We start from the raw sequence: 13,653 nt of genomic DNA, 5'->3' as shown, positions 1-13,653 counted from the left end.
ATGGGGCAGGGCTTGGCGCGGTTCGCGCGCAACCGGATGGCACTGTTCGGCGCGGCCGTGCTGCTGTGCCTGCTCCTGCTCGTCGTGTTCACGCCGGTGATCTACCCCGACGATCCGTTCAAACTCGCCGGACCCGCCTTGCAGCCGCCGGGCGGCCGCTTTCTGCTCGGCACCGACACGCTCGGCCGCGACGTCGCGGCGGAAATCGCATACGGCGCGCGCACCTCGCTCATCATCGGTGTCGGCGCGACCCTTGCCGCAATTGTGTTCGGCGCGGTGGCCGGAGGGGTGGCCGGCTATTATCGCGGGCGGACCGAGACCGTGCTAATGCGCATCACGGAATTCTTCCAGACCATCCCGGCCTTCATTTTCGCTCTGTTGATCGTCGCGATTCTCTCACCCTCGGTCTCTAGCGAAATCATCGCCATCGCCGCCGTCTCTTGGCCAAGCATCGCGCGGCTCGTGCGCGGGGAATTCGTCTCGCTCGGCGGCCGCGAATTCGTGCAGGCCTGCGCCGGCCTCGGCGCCAGCGATGCGCGCATCATCTTCAATCATATGCTGCCGAACTGCGCCTCCTCCATCATCGCGGTCGGTTCGCTGCTGATCGGCACCGCTATCCTGCTCGAAGCCGGATTGGCGTTTCTGGGCCTCGGCGACCCCAATGTCATGAGCTGGGGGTTGATCATCAGCGCCGGACGCGCGGTGCTGCGCTCCGCCTGGTGGATCTGCACCTTTCCGGGCATCGCGATCCTGCTCACGGTGCTCGGCATCAATCTCATTGGCGACGGGCTCAACGAAGCCCTCAATCCGAGGCTGCGTGAGCGATGAACGAGACTGTTCTCGAACTTGAAAAGCTCACGATCGCTTTGCCGCCCGGCGCCGACCGGGCCAATGCGGTGAGCGATGTCGATCTCGTGTTGCGCGCCGGCAAAGTGACATGCCTGATCGGCGAGAGCGGATCGGGCAAATCGCTCGTTGCGCGTTCGATCCTTGGCCTGCTGCCTCGCCCGCATGTGCGCGTCGGGAGCGGCCGCATCCTGTTCGAAGACCAAGATCTCGCCGTCGCGCCGCAAGACAAGATGCGCGACATTCGTGGCGCAAAAATCGGCATGATCTTCCAAGAGCCGATGACGGCGCTGAACCCGCTGCACACGATCGGCCGCCAACTCGATGAAGTGCTGCGCATCCATACGCCGCTCGGGAAAGCCGCACGCCGCGCCCGCGTGCTCGAATTGATCGACAGCGTTCATCTGCCGGAACCCGGCCGCATCATCCGTTCGTTTCCCCACCAATTGAGCGGCGGTCAACGCCAGCGCGCGATGATCGCCATGGCTTTGCTGCTCAATCCGCGCCTGTTGATCGCCGACGAGCCGACGACGGCGCTCGACGTCACGACCCAGGCGCAAATCCTCTATCTGATCCGCGAGCTGCAGCGCGAGCACGGCACATCTGTTCTCTTCATCACGCATGATTTCGGCGTCGTCGCCGATATTGCCGATGAGGTCGCGGTGCTGCAGCGTGGCACTTTGGTCGAACGCGGCACGGCCGCCGCCGTGCTCGGCGCGCCCGGCCATCCCTATACCAAGGCCTTGATCGCCGCTGTGCCAAAGCGCGTGCCGCCGCCGGCGCGGCCGGCGAATACGCAACCGTTCATCGTCGAGGCGCGCGATGTCGCCAAGACCTATGGCGCGCGAGGCCTGTTCGGCGGGCGTGTCACGCGTGCTCTGGCCGGCGTGACGATGGAACTGCGCCGCGGTGAGACGCTCGGCCTCGTCGGGGAAAGCGGCTCAGGTAAGAGCACTTTGGCGCGCGCCATCACGCGGCTCATGCCGATTGACGGCGGCGAAATTCTGCTTGGCGGCGCGGATATCGCCCAGCTCTCGCGCCGCCAGCTCCGCCCGGTCCGCAAACGCGTGCAAATGGTGTTTCAGGATCCCTACGCTTCGCTCGATCCGCGGCAGCGCATCATCGACATTATCGCGGAAGGCCCCATCATCCACGGCACCCCGCCCGCCAAAGCCCGCAAGGAGGCGCAAGCACTGCTCGGCCTCGTCGGGCTCGACCCCTCCGCCGCACAGCGTTTTCCGCATGAGTTCAGCGGCGGCCAGCGCCAGCGGATCGGCATTGCCCGCGCGCTCGCGCTGCATCCAGAAGTGCTCGTCGCGGACGAGCCGGTCTCGGCGCTCGACGTGTCGGTGCAAGCGCAGGTGCTGGCTCTTCTCGCTGATATCAAGTCGCGGCTGCATCTCAGCATGCTCTTCGTGACGCATGATTTGCGCGTCGCGCTGCAAGTCTGCGACCGCATCGCCGTGATGAAACAAGGCGAGGTGGTCGAAGTGGCGCCGACCGCAGAGATCTTTTTTAATCCTCAGCATTCCTATACCAAGGCCTTGTTCGCCGCCGTGCCTGGGGGCACCTGGCAAGACCGGAAAGCGTCATGACCTTGACCGGAGCTTTTGTGCCCGGCCCGCGCACGCATGTGCCGGGTGCGGCGGCGGGGCCGCTCGCCGGCCTCAGTTTCGCGGTCAAAGATCTGATCGATGTCGCCGGCGTGCCGACCGGCGGCGGCAATCCCGACTGGCCGCGCTTCGCCCCAACGCCGGCCCGTCACGCATGGGCCGTGCAGACCCTGCTCGATGCCGGCGCCTCGGTCGCGGGCAAGACGATCACCGACGAAGTGTCGCTCGGCATTCTCGGCGAGAACGCGCATGACGGCACGCCGTTGAACCCGGCGGCGCCCGGCCGCGTGCCGGGCGGCTCGTCGAGCGGATCGGCCTCGGCCGTGGCCGCCAAGGCCTGCGATTTCGCGCTTGGCACCGATTCGGGCGGCTCGGTGCGCGTGCCGTCGAGCTTTTGCGGCCTTTACGGCATCCGGCCGACGCATGGGCGGATCGATTTCACCGGCATTGCCGTGCAGGCACCAGGCAGTGATACCTGCGGTTGGTTCGCGCGCGATGCCGCGACGTTCGCGCGTGTTGGCGAGGTTTTGTTCGGAAGCGACTTGCCCGTCACGCTGCCCACGACGCTTTTGGTGGCCGAGGATGCCTTCGGCTTCGCGGATGAGAATGTGCAGCAGGCGCTCGCCCCAGCCGTCAGCCGTCTCGCGGCGCTGATTGGCCAAAGGCGCGATGTCACATTGGCGCCGCAGGGCCTTTCGATCTGGCAGCGCGCGCAACGTGTTTTGCAAGGGAGCGAGGCCTGGCGCACGTTCCAGCCCTGGCTCGACGGCCATAATCCGCGTCTCGCCTTCAGCGTGGCGCGGGCCTTGTTGCAAGGCTCGATGATGACCGATGCGGAGCGCAATGCCGCGAGCCTGATGCGGATGGAAGCCCGCGCCCGGCTCCGCCTGCTGCTGCCGCCCGGCACGATCCTCTGCCTGCCGACGACACCGTTTCCGGCGCCCCAAAAAGGTCTTCCGCTTCACCAATTGGACCCCTTGCGCGAACGCATCGGCTGCCTGACCAGCCAGGGCGGCCTCACCGGCGTCCCGCAGGTCAATCTTCCGGGCGCAACGGCCGGTGGCGCGCCGGTGGGGCTTTCGATCATCGGCGCTCGCGGGTCGGACCTCGATCTTCTGCGTGTCGCTGTTGCTTTCGAGGAGCAGGCCGCCGAAAAGGCGTAGACGGATATCCGGGAGAAGAGCCTTGAATTGGGAGAATGAGACGGGCACCTTTGCACTCGGCGATTTTGCCGTGGAAAAAGGCGGCGTGATCCGCGAGGCCTCGCTCGCCTGGCAGCGCTTTGGCACGCTCAACGACAAGCGCGACAATCTCATTCTCTACCCCAGCAGCTATTCCGCGCGTCTCGCGGATATGTCCTGGCTGATCGGGCCGGAGGGCATTCTCGATCCCACGCGCTGGTGCATCATCGCCGTGGGCATGTTCTCGAACGGGGAATCGTCCGGCGCGGCGGAGACGCCGGATTATCCCGCGCTCGTCACCGTCGCCGACAATGTTCGGGCGCAAAAGCGTCTCGTCACGGAAATGTGCGGCGTGGACAAACTCGCCGCCGTTTATGGATTTTCGATGGGCGGTATGCAGGCCTATCATTGGGCGGCGCTCTACCCCGAAATGGTGAAACGCGCCTTCGTCGTCTGCGGCAGCGCCCGCACAGCCGATCACAACAAAGTTTTTCTGTCCGGCCTGTTGCGCACGCTCGAAGCCGCGCCCGAGCATACCGGCAATGGCCGCTTTTCGAGCGAGCCGGTGCTGGCGCTCAAGGCCTTTGGCCACATTTATGCCGCCTGGGGCCTGAGCCAGGATTTCTACCGTGCCGGCCTCTACAAAAGCGCGCTTGGCGCGCCAGATCTCGAAACCTTCGTCCGCACCAATTGGGCCGAGCGGTTTTCGCAATGCCGCGCGGCGAACCTCTATGCGCAGGCACTCGCTTGGTTTCACGGCGATATCAGCGGCAACACTCTTTACAACGGCGATCTCACGCAAGCGCTCCAGTCCATAAAGGCGCAAATGCTCCTGATGCCGAGCGAGACGGATCTCTATTTCCGCGTTGCGGATAATGCGGCCGAGCTTCCCCATCTTGCAACCGGGACCCTGCGGTCAATCCCGAGTGTGTGGGGTCATCGCGCGGGCAATCCGAGCGCCAATCCGGCAGATGCCGCCTTTCTCAAGGCGAGGGTCGCGGATTTGCTGCTGGGGTAAAGCCCGGCTCTTGGGCAAGCAGCGAAACGCGCGAGCCGCAAACGCAGCCTGCTTTGGCTTTGGTTTGAACCCCAATAAAGCTCCCACCTGCGCCTTGGCCCGGCGCTCGGCGTCCCGCGCCCAGCTTTCCGGCAGGTAGAGCCGCCGGTCGATCAGCGCCTGCCCTAGTGACCACATTCGGTTTGGCCGACACGGGCCCCCTCAGTGATTGTCACGCTTGGGAGCCAATATATCGATCAGCGTATCAGGCCAAAGCGCAAGGCCGTGATCAGAATGAGGCTATTGGCACGAGTGTCAAGGATGTACATCAGCGCGGTTGGCCAGAAGATTCTGCCAAGCAAATATTCAAGATCATCTTAGATGCCTATGAAGGTAAGACGCCCTGTCGTAGCCGATCTTGGTCCCGAACGGGATTGCCCGTTCCATCTGTTCGCGTGTTTTCCTTTTGTTAAACGTGTGCCGCCAAAATTGCTCCCATCGAAAACGTAGGAGCTGCACATGCAGGATCTGGAACAGTCCATTCGCGAACGTGCGTACCATCTGTGGATCGCTGATGGTTGTCGCGATGGACGGGCCGACACACACTGGCTGGCTGCACAGCGCGAAGTCTTGGCGAGATCTCTTGGAGGTATCGCCCGTGTGACGATTGCGGAGACACCCGCCGTATCCACCCCATCTGACAAAAAGCCGCGGAAGGCTAAAGCTGTTTCAAAGGCAAAAGGAAAACGACGCGCGGCTTAAAGGAAAGGTCCAGCCCGCTGCCGCAGAAGGTATGCTCGACTAACGCTTCAGCGCCGTCTCAAAACTGTCGATCGGGGTGAGTGACTGCTTCGCGCCATAAGCGGTCGTACAACGAGACTTCCAGGTTACAAGATAATGGCACGAGCGACGTGCGATCACTTGTTGTTTCTGCGCTTGCCGTACTGACGTAACAGACTTGCGAAAGGCTGCAATTGACACGCAAGAACTCTAGATGGCGCTCAGTTCTTCGCAACAAGCTTCACTGAAATCCCCGGAGTGGATCAAGCGAACGACTGACGATCGGGTGATGCAGCCCGACAGAGGTTCGATTTGGCTCAAAGTAAACCAGCGAATAAGAAGAGCGACGAAAGGACCTTGAACCTTCATTGGCGACTTGTAAAATGCTTAGAGCTCAAAGCATACTTGCCAGGTTCGAGTTGATTCCTCCTCAGGAACTAAGACGCTCGAACAAAAAGGCCCCCGTTAGGGGGCCTTTACTTTAGACAGCATCCTTTGCGGCTTTGACGGGCCTCGCCCTTACGATCTTCCGTGCCGGCTTGGCCTTGAACATCATTTCCTCACCCGTGAACGGGTTGGTGCCCTTCCTCGCCTTGGTGGCCGGTTTCTTGATGACGACGAACTTTGCAAAACCTGGAACGAGAAAGATCCCGTTTTTCTTCAGCTCCTTGTGACCGACATCAGTCAGAGTATCCATGACGTGCTTTACGTCGCGCTTGGCAAGCTCCGTGGTGGTCGCGATCTTGTCAATCAACTGTGATTTGGACATTTGAGTAGGCATCGTGTCTCCTTTGATTCGTACCGAGGAGACAATAAACGAACGGCAGAAGACCTAGAGCCTTCTGCACAGATTTGTTGAGCTTTGACGAGTTTTTCGTCGCTCAAGTAAGTCGAACCGCCCCGCCTCTTTTCCAGCCCCTGCCCTTGGGCTGACCCTCCCAAATAGTGGCGGGGAAGCACCAGGGAACCACGGAAGCGATTCTTGCCGCTTCGCTCCAAGGGTTGCTTTCGCCGACTGGATGGTGACCGAAAACTGGCGCAACCAGTCGATGCGCACAGTAACCTTTACCGGTTAGGTTAGCTTCGATGTATCTTTCAAAAAATCTCACGCGGGCAATCTGTTCCGCTGCATTCGAATTAGGAGGGGGTCATGGTCAAGCAGAAGAATATTTGCGTCATCGGCGCAGGCGTTGCAGGCCTTACCACAGCAAAGGTATTCAAAGCGCGCGGGCACAATGTAACTATACTCGAATGTAGCCGCGATCTTGGTGGTGTCTGGGAGCCCGCACGTTCCTATCCCGAAGTGCAGACCCAAAGCCCCAAAGATCTCTATCGATATACCGACAAGCCAATGCCTAACTCCTACCCGGAATGGCCGAATGGGCCTCAAGTTCATGCTTATCTGACCGACTACGCCAAAGACCATGGACTGATGCCGCGTATGCGCTTCAACACCACGGTAGTTGGCATGGCGCGTCGCGACTCCGGTTTGCCCGGCTGGACGCTGAAGATTCGAAATCCCGATTCCAGCACCGCCCAGGAAGACTTCGATTTCGTCGCGGTTTGCACAGGCCAGTTCAACGAACGACGGACCCTAAGCATTTCTGGCGAAGACGATTTCAAGGCCGCAGGCGGGGAAATACTTCATTCGGCACAACATACCGATTCAATGCTGGTCAAAGGCAAGAAGGTCGTCGTGCTCGGGGGCTCGAAATCGGCAACGGACATAGCCGTCAACTCGGTCAACGCCGGCGCGAGCGAAGTGATGATGGTGTACCTCGAACCGGTCTGGCGAATTCCCTACTTCATCGGCGGGCTAATCAATTTCAAACGTATTCTCTACATCCGCGCTCAGGAAGAAATGTTCCGCGCCTGGGGCCTAAGCGCTGCGTCACGCGTGGCCCATGCGATCGCCAAGCCCCTGGTGTGGGCAAATTGGCGTGGGCTTGAGGCCCTCCTGAAGTTTCAGTTGAAGCTGAAAAAATGCGACATGGTCCCCACGGGACGCATCGAGGATGGAGTCAATTGTTCGGTTCCGATCGCAACGCCCGGCTTCTTTCCGATGGTGGCCGATGGCCGGATTAAGGCCATCCGCGGCACATTCCAACGCTATGATGGCAAAACAATCGTCATGACCGGTGGTGAACGTGTTGATGCCGACGTTGCGATCCTCGCTATCGGCTTCAAGCTTGGCGTCCCGTTCTTACCGGACGTCTATCGCGCCAAGCTTGTAGAAGCCGATGGCCAGTATCGGCTCTATCGTTTCATCGCCAATCCCGATCTTCCCGACATGGGTTTTGTGGGCTTCAATTCGAGCTTCTGCACGGTCCTCTGTGCCGAGATGGCCGCCAACTGGCTCGTGCGTTACGCCGACAGTCAATTAGCAAAACAACCGACCGACGACGAGATGCACAAAAATATCGACATGATGCTGCACTTTAAACGCGTGGAGAGGCCGGCGGCAGGCGTTTACGGCGGACTTTGCGTCGCGCCCTATCACTTCAAGCATTTCGATGAGCTTCTGGATGACATGGGAGCGACTTTGCGCCGCCGCAAACCATTGGCAGAAAAATTCACTCCGCCCGATGCCGACGCCTACGCCCGATTCCTGGCGTCGGCTCCCGACTATAGGGTTTTCGCGTCGTAACTTCGCATCACGCCGTCAAGGGCGCTCATCGCCGCGGCGGCGTAACAGCAGCTCGGGTGGCATCAACTGATTCGACAGAGGGATAGTCTTGATTGTAGGTGCAGCAATTTTGGCGACACAGGTAGGGCCGCTGAAAGACAAGGAAATTCGATGGAAGCGGCACTCCGTGTGAAAAAGCTCCGCAGCGAGTTCGCCGGGCCGTTCGAGTTGAGTCTCGGCATAGGTACGTGTGCCGTGATTACCGGTTCATCGGGATCTGGCAAAAGTCTCTTTCTTCGCATGATCGCCGACCTCGACCCCAACGAAGGTGAGGTTTGGCTGAATGAAAGGGAACGCGCTTCGATGTCCGCCCCGGCGTGGCGAAAGCAGGTCACGTACGTGTCCGCGGAGTCGGGGTGGTGGACCGACAGAGTGATCGAACACTTCGCCGTAAACAGACGAAGCGAGGTCGAAGGCCTGGCGGCTCGTCTTGGGCTTCGCGTCGATCTTCTGGACGCCCCGATTGCGCAGCTCTCTACCGGTGAGAAGCAACGCTTCTCGCTGATAAGGGCCGTACTGCCAGATCCACCTGTTTTGCTCCTGGACGAACCGACCGGCCCATTAGATGAGGAATCGGTCGTTCGGGTCGAGGCGCTCCTTCGGGAGCGAATGGCAACGGGAGCATCCATCCTGCTGGTCACTCACGATCCAAACCAGGCCGAGCGCTTGGGCAATCAGCACTATCGAATGGCTGCAGGACATCTGGAAATGCCATGAATCCAATTCTGCTAACGCCGCTGGACATCTCGATCGCCGCCTCCTTGATTATCCTCGATGCGGCGCTTTCAATCTGGCTCAGGCTTCGGCTGCATCGCCAAATCGCTATCGCCGCGGCGAGAATGGTCGTGCAACTCGTTGCAATAGGCTATGTGCTGCGTTTCATCTTTTCCCTGAACAACCCGGCAGCCACCCTGCTCCTTGTTGTCGTCATGATGCTCGTCGCCGCGCGCGAGGTGGCGGCCCGACCGGAGCGCCGGTTCAGGGGCCATACAAACCTCGTGATCGGGTTTGTCAGTGTCGGCTTTGCCACCTTCGTCACGGCGATCCTTGCCTTGACGACGGCGATCCGGCCGCAGCCATGGTTCGATCCACACTATGCGATCCCGCTGGCGGGCATCATTCTCGGCAACGTTCTGAATTCCGCCAGTTTGTCGCTGGATAGTTTTCTAGGGTCGGTCCACCGCGAGCGACAGGCAATAGAAGCACGACTGTCGCTCGGTGAAGCCTATCGCCAAGCGATCGCGCCGCTGGTGCGCGAAGCCATCCGGCGAGGCCTGTTACCCATCATCAATCAAATGTCGGCAGCAGGAATTGTGACGCTGCCGGGAATCATGACGGGACAAATTCTAGCGGGTCTCGATCCTCTCGAGGCTGTCAAATATCAAATCTTGCTAATGTTCCTGTTGTCCGGTGGCAGCGGACTGTCCGCGTTGGTCGTATCCTATCTGGCGGCGTGGCGTCTGACAGACCAGCGCCAGCGATTACGTCTGGACCGGCTGAGTAATAGATCCTAATCAAGGCGCGATTGCCCGTTCTGCTTTGCTTCGCCACCATGGGCGGACATTCCAAATCAAACATTCCGCGAATGTCCGCTTCGCGCCAGATGCGGACGTTCCATACTTAGATTGCCGGCAACGTTGCGCGTTTCTCGTCGACGGCGCGTTGCCATCCCGGGGAGACTCAAGCTTCACCCACGGTTTAGGAAGCCGCCCGCGCCGCGGGTGCGAATTCTTGCGACGCTTTGCGGCGGTACACACTATGCACTGCATAACGGAGAATTTGCCGATCGATGCGAGATGAAAGCGCCACACTCGGTCGCTTATCATGACTCGCGAGCGGCGCGGTGTTCTAGCAGGAGCAGCGTCTCGTAAGCTACATAGGCAGCGAGATGCGCCGTCATTCCGTTAACGTCGTGCGGCGGGCTGACGGTATTGATGTCGATCGCGACGATGTCGAGACCGGCGAGGCCGCGCAGCAATTGCAATCCCTCGCGAGCGGTGAATCCGCCCCAGGTCGGAGTGCACACGCCGGGTGCCACGGAGGGATCGAACGAATCCATGTCCCAGGAGAGATAGACCGGGCGGCCCTTCATCGCATCATGCAGCTCCGCCAGCACGTCTGCCTCGCCGCGCCGCACGTAGTCGCGCATCGTAATCACGTTGTAGCCGAGCGAGCGGGTGTGATCCATCACGCCCGACCGATAGGTCGGGCCACGGATGCCGACGTAATAGGACGCGCTCGGCGAGATGCGCTGCTCGAGCGCCGCATGGCTGAACTGGCTCGCCGCGTCATAGGGATGATCGGGATTGACCGGATGGCAGTCAGTATGGCTGTCGATATGCAGCACGCACAGGTCGGGCCATTTGCGCGCGGCGGCGCGAACCAGCGGCACCGAGATCGAGCCGTCACCACCGAACCCGATCGGAGTCGTGTCGGCCTCGACGATCCGCCATGAAGCTTCCTCGATGCGCGCGAAGGCGTCCTGGATCCGGCTCGGCGTCAGCACCACGTCGCCGCAATCGACCAGCTTGAGCTGTGCCCGGACGTCGTAGTCTGCAACCTCCGACTCGTAGGCGCGCACCAGTCGCGATTGTTCACGGATCGACGCGGGCCCCTGCCGCGAGCCGATACGGAACGCATGCGTGCCGCAATCGAATGGCACGCCGAGGATTGCCGCCTTGGCACCGGCCGCGGAGGTGGCCCACGGTACGCCCATGAATCCGGACGTCGTGGCGAGCAGTTGGGCTTCCGTCATGTCGTTCCTTCTTCAGAGTCGCTCAGAAATGCGAGCGCGGCCAATGCATGCACCTGCGCCACCCGCACGAGCTCATCAACCAGAATGTACTCGTCCGGTCCGCCCATGCCGAATGGTGTGCAGCCGAACACCACGCTGGGCACACCGAACATGCGATAGAGCCGCGCATCCGATGCGCCGACGCGCATGTTGACGACAGGAGCGCGGCCGAGGATCTCGGTCGCGGCCGCGACCGTGTGGCGCACGATCTCATGGTGTGGTGGGGTGAATCCCGGCGGATACTTCTCGATGACGCGCCAGGTGACGCCGTCGATTGCGCCGAGTTCACGCCGCAACGCCGCCTCGACCTCATCCAGCGTGACGCCGACCGGCAGGCGGATATCCGCCGCGGCCCGCGCGTGGGACGGCACGAGGTTGGGCGAGACACCGCCCGAGATCGTGCCGATGTTCACCGTTATGCGTTGCAGCGTGTCGGCCTCGCCAGCCCCCGACAAGGGTTCCGATACGGACTTTGCGGCCATGATCGCTGCGGTGACGGCCGGGGGGGCATTGACCGGAAGCGCCTCCAGACGCTTGAGCCCTTCGAGCGCGGTGCGCAGCCGGTCTATTGCGTTGACGCCCTTGTGGACGTGCGCGCCATGTGCGGGCTGGCCGGTTGCATCGATCTCGATCCAGCACAGGCCCTTCTCGCCGAATCGGACCACGAGCGGGGAGCCGACGTCGCCGCTGATCATCGCGTCGCCCTTGGCGTGGGAGATGTTCTCCAGCAGCCAGCGCGATCCGAGCGAGCCCATGTTCTCCTCATCGCCCGCGAGCGTGACGACGATCTCACCGCTCCAGGCGTTGCGATGGCGCGCGAGCACCTGTGTGGCAACAAGCGAGGCGGCGATGCCGCCCTTCATGTCCGACACGCCGCGTCCGTAGAGTTTGCCGTCGCGCAAGGTTCCCCCTAGCGGCGATACCGTCCAGCCGAGGTCCTCGCCGAGCGGGAACGTGTCGAGATGGCCATTAAAGACGAGACGCTTGCCGGGACGTCCGCTGTCGATCATCGCCACCAGATTGACGATGCCGGGTGCGGTCTCGAACCACTCGACGCGCGCTCCGTCGATCTCCGCCAGTAGCGTGGCGGCGACGTCGGCGGCCTGGGTCACGTCGCCGGGCGGATTGGGCGAAGACGCTGCGACGAGACGCTGCGTCATGGCAATCAGCGCATCGCGACCGGCGGCGACCTCGTTGGCGATGTTGTGACGTGCGTCCGGGGCTGGCTCAGCGTTGCGCAAGGCGATGCTCCCAGATACGGATTGTCATCGACAGCGGCCAGCAGATAAGGAAGTAGACGACCGCGATGAACGAGAAGATTTCAAGCGGCCGAAACGTCGAGGACGACAGCTCCATCCCCCGCCGCGTGATCTCGGTGACCGAGATCACCGCGCCGAGCGATGAGAACTTGATCAGTTGCACAAAATTGGAGGCGAGCGGCGGCAGCGTGAAGCGGATCGCCTGCGGTAGGACGATGCGGCGGAAGCTCTGGAACGGCGTTAAGCCGAGGACTTGCGCGGCTTCGCGATGGCCCTTCGGCACCGCCTGGATGCCGCTCCGATAGACCTCCGACATGAAGGCGGCCATGTAGACCGACAGGCCGATCAGGATCGCGGCGAACGAGGAGATGCGGATGTTAAAGACGATCGGCAGCACGTAGTAGACCCATAGGAGCTGCACCAGGATCGGTGTATTACGGATCACCTCGCCGATCGCCAGTCCGATCGCCCTCACCGCCAGGTAGCGCGACATGTCGACGAGCGCGAGCAGCAACCCGCCGATCATCGCGAAGACCAAGGCGGTCGCCGAAATGATCAGCGTCATCTGCAACCCCGACATCAGGAAGTCGATGTTATTCGGGATGACGTCCCATCGGAATTGGTAAGTCTGCATGCTCGCCCCCCGGACCTGTCAGGTCTGCCTCAGGGCGCGACGATCGGGTCGAGTTTGTTCTTCTTGGCGTATTTCATCAGCCGTCCATCAAGCTTGATCGTGTCGATGAACAGGTTGATGTAGTTGAGCCAGATCTGATCGCCCTGTGGCACGACGTAGGCGTAAGGTGTCACCGCCAGCTTCTCTTCCGGTACGATAGTCTTTGCCCAGTCGAACTCGTCGGTGACTTTGATGGCGGTTGGATAGTCGGTGATAATCACGTCGACGCGCTGGGCGACCAGCTCGCCTTCGCGGGTATTGGGTGGGGCGACTGAGACCAGTTCGGCGTTCTTGAGATAGGATTTCATGAACGGCTCGATATAGCTGCCGAGCGTAACGGCCGCCTTGACGCCCTTCTTGTCGACGTCGGCCCAGCTCTTGATCGGCCCGTCCTTGCGGGTGACGGCGTAAATGTTGGTGATCAGATAGGGCTTGGAGAATTCCACCGCCTGGGCCCGCTTCAACGAGGCGCCGACGCCGAACATGCCGATCTCGCATTTGTTGGCCTGGAGATCGGCGATAAACGTGCCGAAGCTCGATTCGACGATCTCCAGCTCGGCACCAAGCTCCTTGGCGAGTTCCTTGGAGAGATCCGCGTCAATGCCTTCGATCTCGCCGGTCTTTGGGTTGCGGAACGAGATTGAGTAGTAGAGCGGGAACTGGCACACCCGGAGCTTCTTCGATTTCGTCACTTCGAAGAGGCGCGACTGGAGTGCCTGGGCGCCGGCAGCGGACGGCGCGACGAGAGCGACCGCGAGCGCGGCGGCGCACAGCATGGGCGAAAGGCGAAATGGCAAGCCCATCGGAACAAGGCTCTGCATGTC

13 protein-coding genes are annotated in these 13,653 nt (G+C 61.4%); 8 read left to right on the top strand and 5 right to left on the bottom strand.

Features of this window, described 5'->3' with window-relative positions; genetic code table 11:
* From B5526_RS27870 to B5526_RS27850, 5 genes are all read left to right on the top strand, one after another.
* Positions 1-828, top strand: a complete 828-nt coding sequence (locus B5526_RS27870; RefSeq protein WP_079542996.1) for an ABC transporter permease — start codon at positions 1-3, stop codon at positions 826-828.
* Positions 825-2,441 carry an ABC transporter ATP-binding protein gene (locus B5526_RS27865; protein ID WP_079542995.1) on the top strand — a complete coding sequence of 539 codons (1,617 nt, stop codon included), beginning with the start codon at positions 825-827 and terminating at the stop codon, positions 2,439-2,441. Before B5526_RS27870 ends, B5526_RS27865 begins: the two co-directional genes overlap by 4 nt.
* Positions 2,438-3,622, top strand: a complete 1,185-nt coding sequence (locus B5526_RS27860; RefSeq protein WP_079542994.1) for an amidase — start codon at positions 2,438-2,440, stop codon at positions 3,620-3,622. Before B5526_RS27865 ends, B5526_RS27860 begins: the two co-directional genes overlap by 4 nt.
* Before the next feature lie 22 nt (positions 3,623-3,644).
* Positions 3,645-4,658, top strand: coding sequence for an alpha/beta fold hydrolase (locus tag B5526_RS27855; RefSeq protein ID WP_079542993.1), 1,014 nt, complete (start codon positions 3,645-3,647; stop codon positions 4,656-4,658).
* Between the two features lie 498 nt (positions 4,659-5,156).
* Positions 5,157-5,399, top strand: a complete 243-nt coding sequence (locus B5526_RS27850) for a DUF2934 domain-containing protein (RefSeq protein ID WP_079542992.1) — start codon at positions 5,157-5,159, stop codon at positions 5,397-5,399.
* 499 nt (positions 5,400-5,898) lie between these two features.
* Here the strand turns inward: B5526_RS27850 and B5526_RS27845 are convergent, their stop codons facing one another.
* Positions 5,899-6,198, bottom strand: coding sequence for an HU family DNA-binding protein (locus B5526_RS27845; protein ID WP_079542991.1), 300 nt, complete (start codon positions 6,196-6,198; stop codon positions 5,899-5,901).
* 369 nt (positions 6,199-6,567) lie between these two features.
* On the opposite strand from B5526_RS27845, the gene B5526_RS27840 reads away from it, so the two are divergent.
* The 3 genes from B5526_RS27840 to B5526_RS27830 all read left to right on the top strand — a co-directional run bounded on the left by B5526_RS27840 (position 6,568) and on the right by B5526_RS27830 (position 9,617).
* Positions 6,568-8,064 (top strand): flavin-containing monooxygenase, encoded by a 1,497-nt coding sequence (locus tag B5526_RS27840; protein ID WP_079542990.1) that lies wholly within the window; start codon positions 6,568-6,570, stop codon positions 8,062-8,064.
* A 150-nt stretch (positions 8,065-8,214) separates the two neighbouring features.
* Positions 8,215-8,820: an ABC transporter ATP-binding protein gene (locus tag B5526_RS27835; RefSeq protein ID WP_079542989.1), complete on the top strand. Its 606-nt coding sequence runs from the start codon at positions 8,215-8,217 to the stop codon at positions 8,818-8,820.
* A complete protein-coding gene (locus tag B5526_RS27830) occupies positions 8,817-9,617 on the top strand; it encodes an ABC transporter permease (RefSeq protein ID WP_079542988.1) in 801 nt (266 codons plus the stop codon). The genes B5526_RS27835 and B5526_RS27830 overlap by 4 nt, the downstream gene beginning before the upstream one ends.
* Positions 9,618-9,925: 308 nt before the next feature.
* Here the strand turns inward: B5526_RS27830 and B5526_RS27825 are convergent, their stop codons facing one another.
* The 4 genes from B5526_RS27825 to B5526_RS27810 are packed head-to-tail and all read right to left on the bottom strand — an operon-like array spanning position 9,926 to position 13,650.
* Complete coding sequence (locus B5526_RS27825) at positions 9,926-10,858, bottom strand: arginase family protein (protein WP_079542987.1); 933 nt, start codon at positions 10,856-10,858, stop codon at positions 9,926-9,928.
* Positions 10,855-12,138, bottom strand: a complete 1,284-nt coding sequence (locus B5526_RS27820; RefSeq protein WP_244562071.1) for a M20/M25/M40 family metallo-hydrolase — start codon at positions 12,136-12,138, stop codon at positions 10,855-10,857. The genes B5526_RS27825 and B5526_RS27820 overlap by 4 nt, the downstream gene beginning before the upstream one ends.
* Positions 12,125-12,790: an amino acid ABC transporter permease gene (locus tag B5526_RS27815; RefSeq protein WP_079542986.1), complete on the bottom strand. Its 666-nt coding sequence runs from the start codon at positions 12,788-12,790 to the stop codon at positions 12,125-12,127. The genes B5526_RS27820 and B5526_RS27815 overlap by 14 nt, the downstream gene beginning before the upstream one ends.
* A 29-nt stretch (positions 12,791-12,819) precedes the next feature.
* A complete protein-coding gene (locus B5526_RS27810; protein ID WP_079542985.1) occupies positions 12,820-13,650 on the bottom strand; it encodes an ABC transporter substrate-binding protein in 831 nt (276 codons plus the stop codon).
* Positions 13,651-13,653: the final 3 nt, after the last annotated feature.

The organism is Bradyrhizobium lablabi (assembly GCF_900141755.1).
GTDB lineage: Bacteria > Pseudomonadota > Alphaproteobacteria > Rhizobiales > Xanthobacteraceae > Bradyrhizobium > Bradyrhizobium lablabi_A.
This window is presented reverse-complemented; position numbering and strand designations above follow the sequence as displayed.